Origin of the sequence: Halopseudomonas oceani, from assembly GCF_002903165.1 — a bacterium.
Lineage (GTDB): Bacteria > Pseudomonadota > Gammaproteobacteria > Pseudomonadales > Pseudomonadaceae > Halopseudomonas > Halopseudomonas oceani.
In genome coordinates this window covers 1-16,256 of record NZ_PPSK01000013.1, presented here as the reverse complement: position 1 = coordinate 16,256, position 16,256 = coordinate 1, and the positions used below count along the sequence as shown (strand labels likewise).

Annotated in this window: 21 protein-coding genes; 2 read left to right on the top strand and 19 right to left on the bottom strand. The window is 56.9% G+C overall.

What is annotated here, in order from left to right; genetic code table 11:
- Nucleotides 1–49: 49 nt before the first annotated feature.
- The 13 genes from C1949_RS13340 to C1949_RS13275 form a co-directional block, all read right to left on the bottom strand.
- On the bottom strand, nt 50–1,030 hold the full coding sequence (locus C1949_RS13340; RefSeq protein WP_104738971.1) for a phage integrase: 981 nt from the start codon (nt 1,028–1,030) through the stop codon (nt 50–52).
- Entirely contained in the window at nt 1,027–2,310 is a 1,284-nt protein-coding gene (locus C1949_RS13335; protein ID WP_104738970.1) for a hypothetical protein, read from the bottom strand. The genes C1949_RS13340 and C1949_RS13335 overlap by 4 nt, the downstream gene beginning before the upstream one ends.
- A gap of 138 nt (nt 2,311–2,448) precedes the next feature.
- Nucleotides 2,449–3,651 (bottom strand): zonular occludens toxin domain-containing protein, encoded by a 1,203-nt coding sequence (locus tag C1949_RS13330; protein WP_104738969.1) that lies wholly within the window; start codon nt 3,649–3,651, stop codon nt 2,449–2,451.
- Nucleotides 3,652–3,663: 12 nt separating this feature from the next.
- On the bottom strand, nt 3,664–3,963 hold the full coding sequence (locus C1949_RS13325) for a DUF2523 domain-containing protein (RefSeq protein ID WP_170063075.1): 300 nt from the start codon (nt 3,961–3,963) through the stop codon (nt 3,664–3,666).
- The gene (locus C1949_RS19680; RefSeq protein WP_229744414.1) at nt 3,963–5,414 is read right to left on the bottom strand and encodes a virulence factor TspB C-terminal domain-related protein; all 1,452 of its coding nucleotides are present in this window, start codon (nt 5,412–5,414) and stop codon (nt 3,963–3,965) included. Before C1949_RS19680 ends, C1949_RS13325 begins: the two co-directional genes overlap by 1 nt.
- Nucleotides 5,415–5,558: 144 nt before the next feature.
- The gene (locus C1949_RS13315) at nt 5,559–5,768 is read right to left on the bottom strand and encodes a major capsid protein (protein ID WP_104738967.1); all 210 of its coding nucleotides are present in this window, start codon (nt 5,766–5,768) and stop codon (nt 5,559–5,561) included.
- Nucleotides 5,769–5,778: 10 nt separating this feature from the next.
- Complete coding sequence (locus tag C1949_RS13310) at nt 5,779–5,991, bottom strand: hypothetical protein (RefSeq protein WP_104738966.1); 213 nt, start codon at nt 5,989–5,991, stop codon at nt 5,779–5,781.
- A gap of 11 nt (nt 5,992–6,002) precedes the next feature.
- Entirely contained in the window at nt 6,003–6,350 is a 348-nt protein-coding gene (locus C1949_RS13305) for a hypothetical protein (protein WP_104738965.1), read from the bottom strand.
- Between the two features lie 147 nt (nt 6,351–6,497).
- A complete protein-coding gene (locus C1949_RS13300) occupies nt 6,498–6,698 on the bottom strand; it encodes a hypothetical protein (protein WP_104738964.1) in 201 nt (66 codons plus the stop codon).
- Nucleotides 6,699–7,050: 352 nt separating this feature from the next.
- Entirely contained in the window at nt 7,051–7,299 is a 249-nt protein-coding gene (locus C1949_RS13290; RefSeq protein WP_104738962.1) for a hypothetical protein, read from the bottom strand.
- Nucleotides 7,296–7,541, bottom strand: coding sequence for a hypothetical protein (locus C1949_RS13285; protein ID WP_146040320.1), 246 nt, complete (start codon nt 7,539–7,541; stop codon nt 7,296–7,298). Before C1949_RS13285 ends, C1949_RS13290 begins: the two co-directional genes overlap by 4 nt.
- On the bottom strand, nt 7,538–7,750 hold the full coding sequence (locus C1949_RS13280) for a hypothetical protein (RefSeq protein ID WP_104738960.1): 213 nt from the start codon (nt 7,748–7,750) through the stop codon (nt 7,538–7,540). Before C1949_RS13280 ends, C1949_RS13285 begins: the two co-directional genes overlap by 4 nt.
- Nucleotides 7,743–8,003, bottom strand: coding sequence for a hypothetical protein (locus C1949_RS13275; protein WP_104738959.1), 261 nt, complete (start codon nt 8,001–8,003; stop codon nt 7,743–7,745). The genes C1949_RS13280 and C1949_RS13275 overlap by 8 nt, the downstream gene beginning before the upstream one ends.
- 471 nt (nt 8,004–8,474) lie before the next feature.
- Between C1949_RS13275 and C1949_RS13265 the strand changes: the two genes are divergently transcribed.
- Nucleotides 8,475–9,062, top strand: a complete 588-nt coding sequence (locus C1949_RS13265; protein ID WP_104738957.1) for a DUF2726 domain-containing protein — start codon at nt 8,475–8,477, stop codon at nt 9,060–9,062.
- 229 nt (nt 9,063–9,291) lie between these two features.
- Here C1949_RS13265 and C1949_RS13260 read toward each other — a convergent pair whose 3' ends face one another.
- The 5 genes from C1949_RS13260 to C1949_RS13240 all read right to left on the bottom strand — a co-directional run bounded on the left by C1949_RS13260 (nt 9,292) and on the right by C1949_RS13240 (nt 13,939).
- The gene (locus C1949_RS13260) at nt 9,292–10,284 is read right to left on the bottom strand and encodes an isocitrate/isopropylmalate dehydrogenase family protein (protein ID WP_229744411.1); all 993 of its coding nucleotides are present in this window, start codon (nt 10,282–10,284) and stop codon (nt 9,292–9,294) included.
- Entirely contained in the window at nt 10,284–11,183 is a 900-nt protein-coding gene (locus C1949_RS13255) for a DMT family transporter (RefSeq protein ID WP_104738956.1), read from the bottom strand. Before C1949_RS13255 ends, C1949_RS13260 begins: the two co-directional genes overlap by 1 nt.
- Nucleotides 11,184–11,187: 4 nt before the next feature.
- Complete coding sequence (gene rimI / locus C1949_RS13250) at nt 11,188–11,640, bottom strand: ribosomal protein S18-alanine N-acetyltransferase (protein WP_104738955.1); 453 nt, start codon at nt 11,638–11,640, stop codon at nt 11,188–11,190.
- Nucleotides 11,637–12,074, bottom strand: coding sequence for a hypothetical protein (locus tag C1949_RS19280; RefSeq protein WP_146040319.1), 438 nt, complete (start codon nt 12,072–12,074; stop codon nt 11,637–11,639). The genes rimI and C1949_RS19280 overlap by 4 nt, the downstream gene beginning before the upstream one ends.
- 323 nt (nt 12,075–12,397) lie before the next feature.
- Nucleotides 12,398–13,939: a 2-isopropylmalate synthase gene (locus C1949_RS13240; RefSeq protein WP_104738953.1), complete on the bottom strand. Its 1,542-nt coding sequence runs from the start codon at nt 13,937–13,939 to the stop codon at nt 12,398–12,400.
- Nucleotides 13,940–14,170: 231 nt separating this feature from the next.
- Here C1949_RS13240 and C1949_RS13235 point away from each other — a divergent pair, with 231 nt between their 5' ends.
- Complete coding sequence (locus C1949_RS13235) at nt 14,171–15,829, top strand: long-chain-fatty-acid--CoA ligase (RefSeq protein WP_104738952.1); 1,659 nt, start codon at nt 14,171–14,173, stop codon at nt 15,827–15,829.
- 66 nt (nt 15,830–15,895) lie between these two features.
- Here C1949_RS13235 and C1949_RS13230 read toward each other — a convergent pair.
- The coding region (locus tag C1949_RS13230; protein ID WP_146040318.1) for a class I SAM-dependent methyltransferase at nt 15,896–16,256 on the bottom strand (361 nt) is incomplete at its 5' end.

Genomic DNA, 16,256 nt, shown 5'->3' with positions numbered 1-16,256 from the left:
TTCGGCTAGGCCTTTTTTTATTCCCCGATATGCCCACATTATGCCCACGCTATGCCCGGCCCTGCTGCATTTGCGCCCAGGGTGAAAGGGACATTGCCGTACTAAGATGATCAGGCGAGAAATGCGCATAGCGCATGGTCATCTTGATATCTGAGTGACCTAGAATCCGCTGCAGGGTCAGAATATCCCCGCCTGCCATCATGAAATGGCTTGCGAAGGTGTGCCGGAGAATGTGGGTCATCTGCCCAGGTGTGTGGAAACCGCACCGCTCATATGCACCGCGAAAGGCAGCCTTGCAGGACACGAACAGCCGACCGGGACCAGGAATAGCGTTTTTCAAGATCTCGTTTTCTACCTCAACAGGTATCGGCACCGACCGGCTCCGACTGTTCTTTGTCTTGTGAAAATGGACCTTGCCACCGTGGACCGCAGACCGGGTAAGTGACTCCGCCTCATTCCAACGACAACCAGTAGCAGCGCAGACCAGGGCGACCGGGTGGCAATGATTGTTGCTGCTGGCCTTGCACTCATCGAGCAAGGTTTGTAGCTGAGTCAATGACAAAAACGTCAGCTCGGTTTCATCAACCTTGATCTGGCGAACGCCATCGAGAGGGTTAGCACCGTGCCAAGCGCGCAACCGGATTAGCTCAGCAAAAACCGCAGACAGATAGCGCTGTTCGTGGTTGACGGTGGCCGGCTTCACCTCGGCCAGGCGCGATGAACGATAACGGGCCCAGGTCAACGCCGTGAAATCCATAGCAAGCGGGTCACCCATGCGATCGGCGATCGCCAGAGTTCGGGCAAGGCGTGTTTGGTGGTCCTTGAGGGTCTGGCCGTGCAGATCGTACCAAACGCGAATCAGATCAGACAGGCGATCATCAAGCGGCCTGCCAGTGTGTTTGATCTGGGCGTTGTATTCGCTCTCATAACGCAACGCCGCCGACTTGGTGGCAAAGCCCTGTTTACGAATGCGGGTACCATTGCTGTAAAAGTCAGCCATCCAGCCACCGGGCAGCTTCCTGGCAGTCATACAGCACGCCCCCACCTGACGGTGCGCTCTGTTAGCTTGTCGCGCAGCCAAGCATAAACATCCTTCTCCGCTTTACCCTTGTCGGAAAAGTGGTCACGGATGACCGGCCAGCACTCCCAATCCTTGAGCCGCTCAAACGCCTTTGCTGCGCCCACTCGCTCCCGTGCCAGCAGGCTAACGAAGTTTCCCATGAATAACTCAACGTTCTTACCGCTAAACCCGTTAGATGTCTTGTAGCGGCGGCGATATTCGACCTCATCACTAAGCGAATCAGCACTGACCTGCACGGTCACGTCATGACGGATCAGAGTCCAAAAAGCGTCATAGCAGCCAGGGCGAGAAAGCAGCTTAAACGCGGTCAGGCCGTAGCCCCAGAGGCCTTGCAGGTGTGCCGACAACTCGCCAAAGGTGGACGTGTCGATGATTTCCCCGGTGTGCAGATTGACAGAACCCTGCGCGAACTGATCGACAACAGAATGATGGAAACGGACCTCAAGCCGCCAGACTGGAACAGCAGCGTCATAGTTGCCGGGGTCAGCAGGATCAAACGGGTTATCTTGGCGACGCCAAACGCTCTCCCAATAATCGAGCTTATCAGTAGCGCGGGCCTGAGCTGTTTTGCAATACAGTGCGAGCTGGACAGCACCAGCCGAGCCAAAAAGGTAGGACATTCCACGACCATACACAGCCGAACGCTCGTCAAACTCAATACGCTCAACCGTGCTGAACTCGCGCTGAGCGCGGGCACGACAATGCAACCGGGCAACGAAGTCAGCAGGCGGATGCCAGCCTTGAAAGTCCAGAGCAAGATGCACAGCACATTGATTAGGGCGACAGTCATCAAGAATCTGCCCGGCCAATTCGTCTAGGAGCAATTGCAGCTGCGCCGGGGAATGCTGGTCGATAAGGTGGGGAGAGACCTCAAACTTAAGGTGTGGGCCTTCAACTTCGGCTTTGACGTTATGATTCTTAAGCAGAATGATAAGACCGAGGTCAGCGTTCTGTAGCTTGATCTGGTAACCGGAATCGCGCCCTACCCGGCCAACATGCCACTCATAACCGAAAAACATAGCGATGCCGGAGACCTGGGAGAGCTGTTCCAAGAGCTGGGCCGGAATGGAACCCCGATAGAGCTGGCGAACGGTATCAACACGGCAACCGAGAAAACGCACACCAGACAAATCAGTCTCTTTGAAAGTGCTGGGATCAATGAAGCGACGCGCATAATCGTCGCTACCGGTCAGGGTAGACATTCTCACTTGATCAATCGGCTTTACCATTGCAGACCTCTGTAATTATCTGGCGTAACGGGGTTTTCACCCTTCCTTTTAATGACGTGCTACAGGGACGTCAGCGCGACCGGTTTTTGCCACGCGCTCGTGCCTCGCTGCGTGTGCAAAAAACCGGGCCGCGAATGATCACCATGTGAAGCGCCCTTTTTCATACTCGACGACGGTGATATACGGTGCCGGCTGGGAAGGAGCAGTAAGAATGCCTGGAGAGGAGACAGCGGGAGCGGATGGAGCAGCGAGCTGTTGCATTTGTGCGGTCATGCGATCTGGCAGGGTATTGTCGAAGTAGCCGCGGTTCACCGCGTTCAGGCAGAACCCAAAGCTGGTTTCGACGCGGGTGGCCTGCTGCGTGTAGCACTGGCAAGTAGTCGGCACCCCATCCACATCACTACGCGGCGCATCCGTCCGGTCGACTAGATCAGGGTCGGTACTGAGCACACAGAACAACCGTGGATGGCTCTGGGGTTGAGTAAGGGCGTCATAGATCGGTGCCGTAGCCGGTACATCAGGAATGCGAGGATCAAGGGACGCCAGGTATTCCGCCTTCGTTTGGGGTTTGCCCTCGATTTGTGTCGGAGGCTTGAGCAGAGCCCCCATTGCACCAGCGGCAAGGCTGGCTGCATTAGATGAGGCAGACGGCTGTTCAGTGCTTTGTGCCGTGGCGGTTTCTTCCTCTGGATCAGCGGCATACATACGGTCATAGACGCGGTAACAGAGCCAGAGCGTGACCACTGCAGCGCCAACGAAGAACAGGGCCTTTTTGCTGGGTTTGAACTTGAAGTGGTGCTGCGCCTGGGCACTGCTGTAGACGCCGAAGTAATTTTTATCGAGCTTGATGATGGTTCGGTCGGCGGTCTTGTTGCCCGGGAATTTCTCGACCTCATTAAACACGCGCTCAGTCTGGTAGCGGGCAACGTTGGACGAACCCCACACGCGGTTGTAGTGAATGTGGCAGCCGCACAGCCGGCGCACATGCACATCAATGAAGCGCGGGTCCTGGGTGATCAAGTGAACTTCGTGGCCTTGCTTGCGCATGATCTCGAAGCGGGAGGCGTATTCGGGCACTTCTTTACGCGGATCACGAACCGGGAAAAAGCCCTGCGCCTCATCCACGACAATGATCGAGTCGTTAGGCAGTTCGTACCACTTGTGGGGATCGTCGAACGGGAACCAGTCGGCCTTGAGCTTCGACGGTTCCAGATCGGTGATGTTGTGAAAGTAGACGGGGCGCCGCTCTTGAAACGCCTTGGTGTCTACTTCCTTGATGGTGTTCAGGGTTTTACCGTGCCCCTGCAGGCCGGTTCGAATGATCAGCGTAGCAGTGGACATAAGTCCCCCTTATCAGGCTTTGAGCACGAAGTCTTTCTTGCGGCCGGAAAGCTTGTTCATACCGGCGAGAACGGCGCGGGTGGTGATAGCGGACAGATAGATATTGATAGCAATGTCGATCTTGGCGACGCCCAGCATCTGTTGCATTAGTACCGTCGTCTGGCCCATCTGCGACTGGATGTAGCTGGCGGCCTGATCGAGGACGAGGTTAATGCCGACATAGGAGACGGCCATAATGCCTAAGGCTTTGAGCGCCTTGAAAAGCAAGGGAACAATGATGATGTTGAACAGAACCGCGAGGTAGTACCACATCATTCACCTCCAAAGGCGCGACCAACATAGAGCGCAGCGCCGAGCGCAGAGAACGCAACGATCAGAAAGCTGAGGTCATTGGCAAAGGTGCAGAACGGCTGCGTGTCGAGCTGCAGGGTTTTGCCGCTCAGGGCAAGCGCGATAGGCGCGGGACAGGTGGAAGGCAGAAACCGGGTGCCCTGATTGATGAAGGAGGGAATCTCGATTTCTTCTTCATCGAGCGCGAACTCGTCACCCTGAAAAATACTGGTGATTTCTGACTGCTGGGTTGGAAAGTCCAAGGCATCTTGGAGGATGCATTTGGTGTCTTTCTGGGTGCTGGCGATGGCGCATTGGATAGCATCGCCGGAACAGGCAATCGACGCCTCGCAGTTAAGCCCCGAAATCTCAGACACCATTTCTTCCTCGGGCTTCTGCTCGGAATCTTCCGAGGTATCTTCCTGCTCGGTGGTGGTCTCGGTGGTCTGGCCGTCTACCTTGGTTTCGGTGGTGGTCTTGGGCGTGTAGACGTAGTGATCGTCGCCGTATTCAATGTCGTACTGCGTCCGGGTTTCCTTCTCAACAGTGGAGGTGCTGCCGTCAGCATTGGTCTGCGTGCTTGTGGTAGTAGTCTTGGGCCCTTCGACAGTGGCAGGCCCCGATAAGCGGCGTTGCTCAACCAGGCTGTCGAAACAACGAGAAGGTGACGCGGAGAGATCGCAGGCGTCGCGCATCAGCCCGTCATAAAAAGAGGCATCACCAGTAATACTTAGCTTAGAGATATCAGAATCAAGAACCGGGCGGTCAATAGTGCCAATACAGCCATATTGATCATCGGAATAGGATGTTCCGGAAGGGCAACCAGAACCAGTACGAGCAAGATTCTTAGAAGTTGTTCCAGAGTTACCCGAAGAAAGCTGGGTATAAGAAACCAGGCAGGTGCCATGATTGTAGGAGCTAAGAGTATAAGATATAGCCTCCCACTGATCACCAAAAGCAGACTTATCTGCCCATGCCTGACAAGCAAGCATTGGTGTGGCACCTTCGCCGCGCTGGCCGTTGGCCTGTATGTACCAATAGATATAATTATTGTCGAAAACTGGAGACTGTTCACGAACGCTAATCTGACCAGTCAACTCATCAATTGCCCAGCCCGCGCCCTCGACGATAGCCATAAGCCCAACACTAGCAACGACCGAAGTTGGCGAGAGCCTGATCAGGTCTTTAGCCGCTGAAACAATGCGACCAGTTGGAACACCACGCGAAGGGGTAACCCCAACAGGCGTATGACGACCAAGGCGCTCAATGTAAGACGTTGCGGTATCGCCCTGTTTCCAGAGCACATTGCCAGACAAATAAGCCGAATTGCTGCTGTTGAGAATCGCGGAGTTAGTGCCGACATTCGGAGTAACACGAGTACCACCAAACGCAGAGGTGGACAGGATCAGCAGCGACAGCAATAGAAAACGCATGACTACACCCGCCCAAAGAACAAAGCCGCCAAGGCGACGGTGACAACAACGAGGTAGTACGTGGAAGCGTCGATGGTCATGGCGGGGGCCTGCGATTAGCTGGGGAAAGGGAAAGCCCCACCGCGAGCAGTGGGGCAAAGCGGGTCAGATGGCGCGGCGCATGTACTTGAAGCCAGCGGCTACTACCAGCACACCGAGCACAGCCCAACCGATGGTGGAAACGTCGGCGCCGACAGCGGTAATCGCGGTCTCGGTAGCGGTGACGTCAGCGAACGCACCAGCCGAAGCGGCCAGAGCACCAGTAGCGACGGCGATCTTGCTGCCGTACTTGCGAACCACATTCATGCGTTTCATAGGAGTTACCTCACAGGAGTTTTTTCAGAACGAGGAAACCAAACACGGCGACAAACAACAGCATGGCTGCGTCAATAAGCACGCCAGCTTCCTCAAGGGTTAACGCGGACGCGGCATTAACCTCGTCCGCGATTTCCTGACTTGTGATGGTGACGAGGGTGCCGTCACAGCTGATCGAGCCAGCAGCAACCGACCACGCACCCTCACAGGCCAGAAAATTCATTACTCAGCCCCTTACTTCTGCTGGGGCTGAGCTGCTGGGGCCGCTGCGGACTTGTCCGCAATGACTCGCAACAGGTGATCGGTGTTGGTGGTATTGCCAAAGCCGTTACGGCTCTCGCGTGGTTCCGACTCGAAATTAACCATGATCGGGCCGTTATCCAGATTGAGCGCGTCATACACCTCTTTTTCAGCGGTAAACGCTGCAACGCTGTAGCCCTTTTTATTAGGGCGGGTGCCGCCAGCGGGCACGAGACACTCAACAGTCACGCGGACTTCGCCGGTGTCTTTCTTCGCGTAGAAGTCTTTGTTGATCACGAACAGGGACTTGGTACTTTTCAGCGTAGGAATTTGGAAACTCATCGTCTTTTCCTCTTATCGACTTACGATTAATGCCCTTTCAGTGGGCGGCTTTACTTCAATAAAAAATCCAAACAGTCAGCGATGCCAAAACGGTAAAAACAACGCTGCCGGTTAAAATTCGGATGGCAATGTGTTGCTGCATATCAATCACTCCGCATGCCCATAAGTAATGGCAGTCAACGCCATCTCACAAAAGCAAGCCGCCTCATCATGGCTAACAACCCCGGAAACGCGGAGCGCATTGATATATCCAAGGAAAAAGTGATACGCATTTTTTCGCATATCATTTGGTCCAAAACGCACTTGCTGCAGATACTGATTCAAATAGAAATTGGTGTTTTCGTTCATGTCGGTGACACCTCAAGCAGGGAACCGGCTTTGTCTGCACCACAGAGAGGGATAACCACAAAATAAAACCCCTCTTGGTACTCATCGCTAAAGTCGACTCGCATCCATTGTGCGTCCGGGCGGGCTCTACTCGCTTCGCTCACCGCAATCTGCCGATTACGGCCCTCACGGGTAACGATCCCTGACGCCTGCGCGCTCCGCTCACCAACAACCAAGTCAAAACCGCTCAAGGTTCCGGTTCTGGGCTGGGGTTCACCCCCCAACCCGACACCGACGCCGGTCGCTTTGCGGACCTTGAGCGCAGCTGAATGAGCGTCAAGGGTTCGCTGCGCCCGCACGCGGCCCTTGACGCTCATTCCTCAGCGCTCCGAGTCGGTCCCGCGACAGGCGACGGTGACGGGCTGGGGGATTCGGAGGGGAAGTCAGGGCACCCGGCATTGAGCCAAGCGGCCAACACAGAGCCGCCGAGGGTCCAGAGGTCCGAACCGCGTTGCAGGGCCTCCTGTTGCAGTGCCAGGTACACAGAACCGGGAGCGACAACGTAAAAACGGCGGTCCTTGTCTTCGATGGTTTCCTGACGGGGAGGAATGGCCGGTTTCATTGGGCTACCTCATCAAGTTGGGCGAAAAAGTTGCCCTGAGCTGGAGTCAGAGCGGTTTCAGGATTGGCGAGTAGCTGGCGGCAGCGTTCGGCACGCTTTTCATTGCGGTCGTGCATCTGCCGGTGGAATGCGGCACTCCAACACACGACGCAGGTGCAGCCCTTGAGGTGCTTGAAGTTGTACATGCGCTTGCGCTCCCGCTCGAAGAAGGCGCAGACGCCCTCGGCTGTCATGGAGTTCATGAGCCAGCCGACAAATCAAGAATGAGGGCGTCGCATGCCTGCTCAACAAAACGCTGACGCTCATCAGAAGAAATAATCTCCGCGTCTTCCAAAGCTTGGACATAACCACACAGGCGGATGAAATCACGCTGGCGGTCGTTGACTGGGCTACTTAAATTGCCAACGTTCTGAACTTGACGACGGATACTGGCCGATATGCGCTCATTCATCGCCGTAATCCCCCGAGCAGAAAATGGTTTTGCCCTGGGACAGGTCAGCCATGATGCGGGCGAGATTGATGACGCGGCGGCGACCGATCTTGACGCTTGGGACGGTGCGCATTTCAATCCAACCCCGCGCCACGTCGTGAGTGACACCAACCATGTCGGCCAGCGCCTCATGCGTGCAGAAAGGAACGCTGCGGATGACTTCCACCGCTGCGGCCTGATCGATCTTTAACCCCGCTACGCCTGACTGTTCCATGAAAACCACCTATAATCTGAGCGTCCTTAATTCCAAAAATCAGGTTTAATTATTAAACCATGGAAATATACTAGCACCTTGGATTATGGATTAATAGTTAAACCTTAAAATTAATCGAAGGCGGGTTAGACTGTTTTGGAATCAATTCAGGAACGAGCTATAACCCTGATATATATGACAGGGTTGGACGAGCTGGTCAGAAAATCGCCGATAGGTCATGCGCGATGGAAAAACGTGCGCCATAAAACGACCAGGATAAGCAGCGAAGAGCTAGACGTGCTGGTAGCGATTTACCCTCAATACGCCTTATGGTTGGCAGGGGGGAAAATTGCGCCAGAATGCGGCCAAACAAGCCCCGAGTACGACGAGGCAAACAGAAACTTGACCAATCACCACGCGGGATAGCGATCACCCAGAAAGTCGGACAGCGCTGGTTTGCCCGGAAATGACGAGTCAGGGAAGCATCACAGTATGGAATGGATTTTCTACGCACTGGTTTTGGCTGCTGCACTGGTGCTACTAAGCAAAGCGAGAAAGAACGAAACCACCCGATCAACGTGGAACGCCCCTACGCTGAAAACGACGCAGCCGAAAGCCCAGGAAGACGAGAAAAAACCGGAGCAGAGCAAGGGGGCGAAGAAGTGGGACGACGGTTACAAGTACGCACCCGACGAAGCGTGGCCATTTACAAAGCGACGGCTGATAACAGACACAGAAATAGTTTTGTTTGAACGGCTGAAAGAGGCTTTACCGAACCACCACATCTTTACCCAGGTGCAACTATCTCAGATGGTGAGCATCAAGAAAGGACACAGCTTCCAACGATGGTTTGCACGCATTAGCAGAATGAGCGTTGATTTTGTGGTGACGGACCAGAACCTAAACACCATTGCGGCGATCGAACTGGACGACAAAACACACTACATGGACGAACAGAGGCAGAAGGCCGACGCTAAGAAGGACAAGGTGCTGACAGCTGCCGGTATACGGGTAATCAGGTGGCGATGCGAAGTGATGCCGTCAACAGAGCAAATAGCTCTAGCCTTTCCAGAAGCATAAAAACAGTGTGCCCAAAAGGCAGAAACTACCTGTAAAGGCCAGTTCTAACGAGGAAGGCGCAGGGCTGAAACGCCCGAAATAGAAGGCTTTGAGGTTCAACCGGGAGAGTCAGACATAATTCATAATGCTGGTGTCCCAGGTTCAAGTCCCGGTGTAGCCACCAACCTTTTCAAAGGCTTAGCTTCGGCTAGGCCTTTTTTTATGTTTACGCGTATAGCCTGTAGTCGCACTACAGCCTGCTGATCACGCCGTCGGCAATAATCTCTGTGGTGCGATCGGCAAAATCAACTGCACCCGCCTCGACCAAAAACCCCTCAACCGCCGCATCCAGTCGCGCGGCCAGTTCTAGTTCTTGCCAGTGATATCTCAGCAGTAAGGCCGCGCTCAGTAGGGCCGCAATAGGATTGGCCCTACCGGTCCCCGCAATATCCGGTGCGCTGCCGTGTACCGGTTCGGCAAGGGCAATACCCTTGCCCCAGTTGAGCGAAGGCGCCATACCAAGCCCACCAGACCAGTAACAGGCCAGATCGGACAGGATGTCACCGAACAGGTTGGTAGTTGCCAGCACGTCGAAGCTATTCGGCGACTCGACCAGTTGCAGAGCCGCAACATCTACCAGCCGCTCGTCTACCTGAGTCTCCCAGCCATGCGCGGCGAGCACCTGACGACACGTGTCGCGGAACAGCCCGCAGGTCAGCGGCAACACATTGGCCTTGTGCACCAGGGTGACCCTGCGGGCACTGCGCTGCTCGGCCACCTCGACGATACGTGCAGCGAACTGCTCACATGCCGCTCTGCTGATCTGTCGCTCGGCGATCGCAATGTCTTCGCTCTCCATGTGCTCGCGACCGACATACAGCCCTTCGCTGTTCTCCCGCAGGATAAGCATGTCGATACCGCTGCGAGGCGAGATGACTGGCCAGCTGCGCACCGGGCGCAGGTTGCAGTGCAGGCCGAGCTGTTGGCGCAGGGTCAGAATGGCGCTGCGATACCCAGCAACCTTGCGCGCCGGTGATGAGACAGCGCCAAACAGCCCGGCACCTGTCGCTCGCAATTGCTCCAGCGTGGCCTCCGGAACGGACGAGCCGCAGCGCTGAAAGCACTCCCATCCGGCATCCGCCGTCTGCGTCTGCAAGCCCGGTAGCAACCGCTGCAGCGCAGAAACGGCAACCGGTATGACCTCGTGACCAATCCCGTCACCGGGAATAACACACAGCTGCATCAGGCTTTCCGTCCCTGCCAAGTCGCAAGCAACAAGCCGACAAAAGTCAGCGCGCCGCCAGCCAGGTGATAGGCGTGCAAATGCTCGCCCAGCAGCAGAATGCCGAGCAACGAGGCGAATATCGGCATCAGATAGCTGAACAACGACGCTGTTGCCGGCCCGAGCACGCGCACGCCGTGGTTCCAGGCGGAGTAGGCAACCAGCGACGCCATAACGGCAGTGTAGCCAATCGCGCCGAATGCCTGAGGCGACCAGGGCATGCCACCGTGCGCATTCAACTCCCAAAGATAGAACGGCAACAGCAGTGGTACACCGCACAGCAGCATGGCCGCCAGCAAGGTAAACCCGGGCACCGGAACCGGCCAGCGCCGCAGCAGAACGGAGTACAGGCCCCAGGTGAGCACCGCCAGCACCATAATCAGGTCGCCCCGATTAAAGCCGATCTGTAGCAGTTGCCATGGCTTGCCGGCGCTGAGAATCAGCAACAAGCCGAGAAATGACAGTAATGTGCCAAGCAGCGTCAGCCGTGTCGGCCACTGCCGCAGCAATACGACAGACCAGATAAAGGCAGCGACCGGTAAGCCGGTGTTGACCAGCGTAATGTTGATCGCGGTGGTGCTTTGCGCGGCCAGGTACAGCAGAGTGTTGTAGGAGGAGATACTCAGCGCCGCAAGTATCGCGATCTGTTTCCAGTGCACTGAGAGCAGATCGCGGTGCCGGTACAGGCTCGGCAAGGTGAATGGCAGCAACAACAGCAGCGCGGTCAACCAGCGCCAGAAGGACAGCCCGATTGGCGGTAACATCCCGGCACTGGCGCGCGCCACCAGTGCATTACCGGCCCAGGCCAGCGTGCAGATCACCAGGCCGGCAATGGCGCCGTTACGACGTGCGTTGGACATGGGGTCAATCGAGCAGCGAGCAGGCCATGACGAGCGCGTCTTCGCGCCCACCCACTGCCGGATAGTAGTTCTTGCGCCGACCAATTTCGTTAAAGCCGTAACGCTCGTATAGTCGCGCTGCACTCTGGTTGGATTCGCGCACTTCGAGGAACGTGACCTCGGCATCACGCGCCTTGGCCTGCTGCATCAAGTGATCAAGCAACGCCAGACCATGGCCGTTGCCCTGACTCTCGGGCTTGATGGTGATGTTGAGCAAATGCGACTCACCGGCGGCAGCCGACAGCACGCCGTGCCCAACCTGCTGCTGCCCGCTGTAGGCAAGCCAGCACTCATGCCCCGAACGAATACAGTCCAGGAAGATGCCGCGTGTCCAGGGATGGCTGAATGCCGCAAACTCGACCGCCAGCACCGCATCCAGATCTGACTCCTGCATGCGGCGAAAGGACAACGTACTCATGACTTCTCCTGCCAGCGCGATCGCACACGGCGTAACAACGTCCACAACGCCGCCTTTTCCTGCGGGCGTTTCAGCAGGCTGTCGAGGCTGGGCGCAAACCAGACCGGTGGCAGCCCCTCGACAGATTCCTCACAACCAAGCAATGCATCGGCCTGGGTAAGGTCAGTTTCAACCATCAGGGTATTCATCACACCAAAGCAGCCAACCGAAACGATCTGCTGTGACTCCAGCCGCGCCTGCAAAAAGGCCAGCAACCCGCGATTGGCCGCAGCAGCACTGCGGTCCAGCTGCGGGTTGCGATTGAGCGGCCAGCGGAAATCACCGACCAATGTCGGACGATCCGGGAGTTGCACCGCACGCAAAATGTCCTGCAATAAGATAAAGCCGGGCATCGCGCTTTCCAGCCCCGGCTCGGGCGTTTCAATCAGCAACATGCACGGACCGGATTGCCAGAGCTGCAAGTAGAACGCTGCGACCGGCTCCGCCGCGGGGCCTTTTTTCACCGGCTCGGGAACCGGCGCCGGCGAAGCAGGAACAGGAGCTGGCGCGACTGTCGGTTTGACTGGCCTTGGCACCTCAACGCGCGGCGCGGCGGTGGCTCGCTCGACAGGCGCAGCAATACCCTCCGCCGCGGACACCTCTGGCTCCGGCAACAGCAGAGCGGGCGCACGCGCAGGCACCGCCGCAAGAGGTTTTCGCGGCATCCAATTGGTAACGCCCAAGGCCTCCAGATAAGCGAGGCGAGTCGCTTCGAACATCAAACGTCCGCCGCTTGCGGATGAGCCCGATAAGCGCCTTCGCGCATCAGATTCAGCGCATTGATATACGCCTTGGCGGACGCCACAACGATGTCAGTATCAGCACCATTGCCATTAACAATGCGCCCGGCCTTCTCAAGCCTTACCGTTACCTCGCCCTGAGAGTCGGTACCCTGGGTAATCGCGTTGACCGAATACAGTTGAAGACTGGATTGCGAGCCAACAAGCTGCTCGATGGCCTTGAACGCCGCATCCACTGGGCCGGAGCCTTCTGAACTTGAGGTCTTCTCTTCACCGTCTACAGTCAACTGCACTGTCGCAACCGGAACCTCACCCATACAGGAGGTCACATCCAAGTGAACAAGGCGAATGTGCTCTTCCACTTCGGTCAGAGTGTCGGTTACCAGGGCCTGCAGATCTTCGTCGAAAATCTCGTGCTTGCGGTCTGCCAGTTGCTTGAAACGGGCAAAGGCGGCATTCAGCGCCTCGCCGCTCAGCTCGATGCCCAGCTCTTCAAGCCGGGAACGGAAGGCGTTACGGCCCGACAGCTTGCCTAATGACAGCTTGTTGGTATGCCAACCAACCGACTGGGCGCTCATGATCTCGTAGGTTTCCCGATGCTTGAGTACACCGTCCTGATGGATGCCAGACTCGTGAGCAAAGGCGTTAGCCCCTACGATTGCCTTGTTCGGCTGCACCGGAAAGCCGGTGATACCGGAAACCAGACGCGACGCTGCGAGAATATTCTCCGTCTGAATGCGGGTCTCCACGTTGAGGAGGTCCTTGCGGGTTTTGATCGCCATAACGATCTCTTCCAGCGCAGCGTTACCCGCCCGCTCCCCAAGACCGTTAATGGTGCACTCGACCTGGCGCGCGCCTGCGGTTACCGCCGCCAGCGAGTTGGCGACAGCGAGTCCCAGGTCATTGTGGCAATGAACAGAGAAGATCGCCTTGTCGGCATTCGGCACCCGGGTGATGATCTGACCGATAGTGTCCGCAAACTGATGTGGAATGGCGTAGCCGACCGTATCGGGGATATTGATGGTGCGCGCCCCTGCGTCGATGGCCGCCTCGATGATACGGCAGAGGAAGTCGATCTCCGAGCGACCCGCATCCTCGCAGGAGAACTCGACATCCGGACAGAGATTGCGCGCACGCTTGACCGCACGGACCGCCTGCTCCACCACCTGATCCGGCGGCAAACGCAGCTTGTGTTGCATGTGAATCGGACTGGTAGCGATAAAGGTATGAATACGGCCAGCATTCGCACCGGCCAGCGCCTCGGCAGCACGGTCGATATCGGCATCCATGGCTCGGGACAGGCTGCACACCACACTGTCCTGAATGGTATCCGCGATCAGCTTGACCGCGTCGAAGTCGCCAGGACTGGCGATTGCAAAACCGGCCTCGATCACGTCGACGCGCAGCTTCTCCAGCGCCCGAGCGATACGCAGCTTCTCGTCCTTGGTCATGGACGCGCCGGGGCTCTGCTCCCCGTCACGCAGTGTGGTATCGAAGATGATTACCTGATTCTGTGTCATGCCTGCAGCCCTCTCCCGTGGTCACGTCATGGCGCTACCCTTAGTCGGTAACTATACCCGATCCACGCCCCTCAACGGGACGCCGACTAAGCGCTGTTTATTGCCTGCTAACACGAGAGTGCAGTTTGATTCCCCTGAACCACGCCGCCCCCTATGCTGCGACGATGCCCAAATACAACAGTCGGTGCGCGCCCATGGCCAACGCGCTGACAATAACAGGAGACTGGATGCATGTTTGATCGTCATTTTGCAGTATGGCCGGAGCAGGTACCCCGCGAGTTGGAGCTACCCGCAACCAACCTGTATCACAACATCACCGTCTCGGCACTGCGCTACCCGAAACACCCAGCCATCCATTATTACGGCAGCGATATCAGCTATCGCGAACTGCAGGATGAGACCGAGCGCTTGGCCGGTTACCTGCAAAAGGCGGGTGTGCAGTCTGGTGATCGGGTTCTGCTTTACATGCAGAACAGCCCGCAGTACATCATCGGCTACTTCGCCATCCTCAGGGCAAATGCTGTGGTAGTGCCCGTCAACCCGATGAACCGCACCGCCGAGCTGGCCTATCTGATCGAAGACACCCAAGCCCCAGTCGCGCTATGTGCCCAGGAACTGAGCGACTTTGTCGCCCCCCACATTGGCGAAAGCAGTCTGCGCGAGGTAATTGTCAGCGCCTACAGCGAGTACGTGAAGAACCCAACTGACCTGCCACTACCCGAAGCCGTTACAGAGCCGGCGACCGTCGATACAGCCAAAGGCGTAACTCGCTGGCAGGATGCGCTCAATGCACAGCTGCAGCCCGGCCCGCTGACCGCAGGACCGCAGGACCTGTGCGTAATTCCCTACAGCTCGGGCACAACCGGGAATCCCAAGGGCTGCGTGCACACCCATCACAGCGTGATGGCTACCACGGTGTATGGCGCAGCCTGGGTCAACACCCAGCACAGCTGCATTCACTTGGTATCAGTGCCGATGTTCCATGTGACCGGCATGCAATCGTGCATGAACTCGACGCTGTATGCCGGCGGCACACTGGTCGTCATGACCCGCTGGGACCGCAAGGTCGCCGCTACCCTGATCGAGCGCCTAAAGGTCAATACCTGGCGCAACATCTCGACCATGGTCGTCGACATGCTGTCCGACCCTGATATCGACAAGTACGACATCAGCTCACTCAAAGGCATCGGTGGCGGTGGCGCAGCCATGCCGGCGGCCGTCGCAGCCAAGTTACAGGAAAAGACAGGGCTGACCTATATGGAAGGCTACGGCCTATCGGAAACGATCTCTGCCACCCACGTTAACCCTCCGCAGGCATCCAAGGCACAATGCCTCGGTATTCCGTTCATCGGTGTCGACTCACGCGTCATCGATGTGGAAACGCTCAAGGAAGTCGAACCCGGCGTAACCGGTGAAATCATCATGCGCGGCCAGCAGATCTTCCAGGGCTACTGGAACCGCCCGGATGCCACCGAAGAAGCCTTTGTCGAACTGGATGGCCATCGCTTCTTCCGCTCTGGCGATCTGGGCTACTACGATGAAGAGGGCTACTTCTTCCTCGTTGACCGGGTGAAACGCATGATCAACGCATCCGGTTTCAAGGTATGGCCTGCGGAAGTCGAGTCGCTGATGTACGCGCACCCTGCGATCCAGGAAGTCTGTGTCATCTCTACACCGCATGAGCGCCGTGGCGAAACGGTCAAGGCCGTAGTGGTCCTCGCGGCAGGCAAGGAGAACACCAGCGAACAGGACATCATCAGTTGGTGCCATGAAAATATGGCCGCCTACAAGTGCCCGCAGATGGTCTCCTTCGCCGACAGCATCCCCAAATCGCCAACAGGCAAGCTGATGTGGCGCCACCTGCAGGACCTGGAGTGGGGTCGCGCCTGACCGCCTCTGATCGCCGCCATAACAAAAGAGCGCCCAAGGGCGCTCTTTTGTTATGGCACTGAACAATCATCCCTTCGTCGCGACACCTTCATACAGAAATGTCATCGGCCGTGGCCCCTTGATGTAACCGGTTTCAATCTCTTCGATGGAAAAACCCGCATCACCTATCAATGCTGGGATATCCCTATCAAGGTGGCAACCGCCTGCGAATGGCTTCCACCAGGGAGTAAGGCGATGCTGCCACCGTCGGACGCCAGGCTCAGGAGCCAGCCCGTGCTCGCAAAACAACAGCTTTCCACTGTCACGCAGTACGCGATGCATTTCCCGCAAGGCCGGCAACGGGTCGGCAATACTGCAGAGCGTAAAGGTCATGACGATAGTGTCGAAGCAACGGTCATCGGCGTGTATCCCCCGTACATCGACAGCC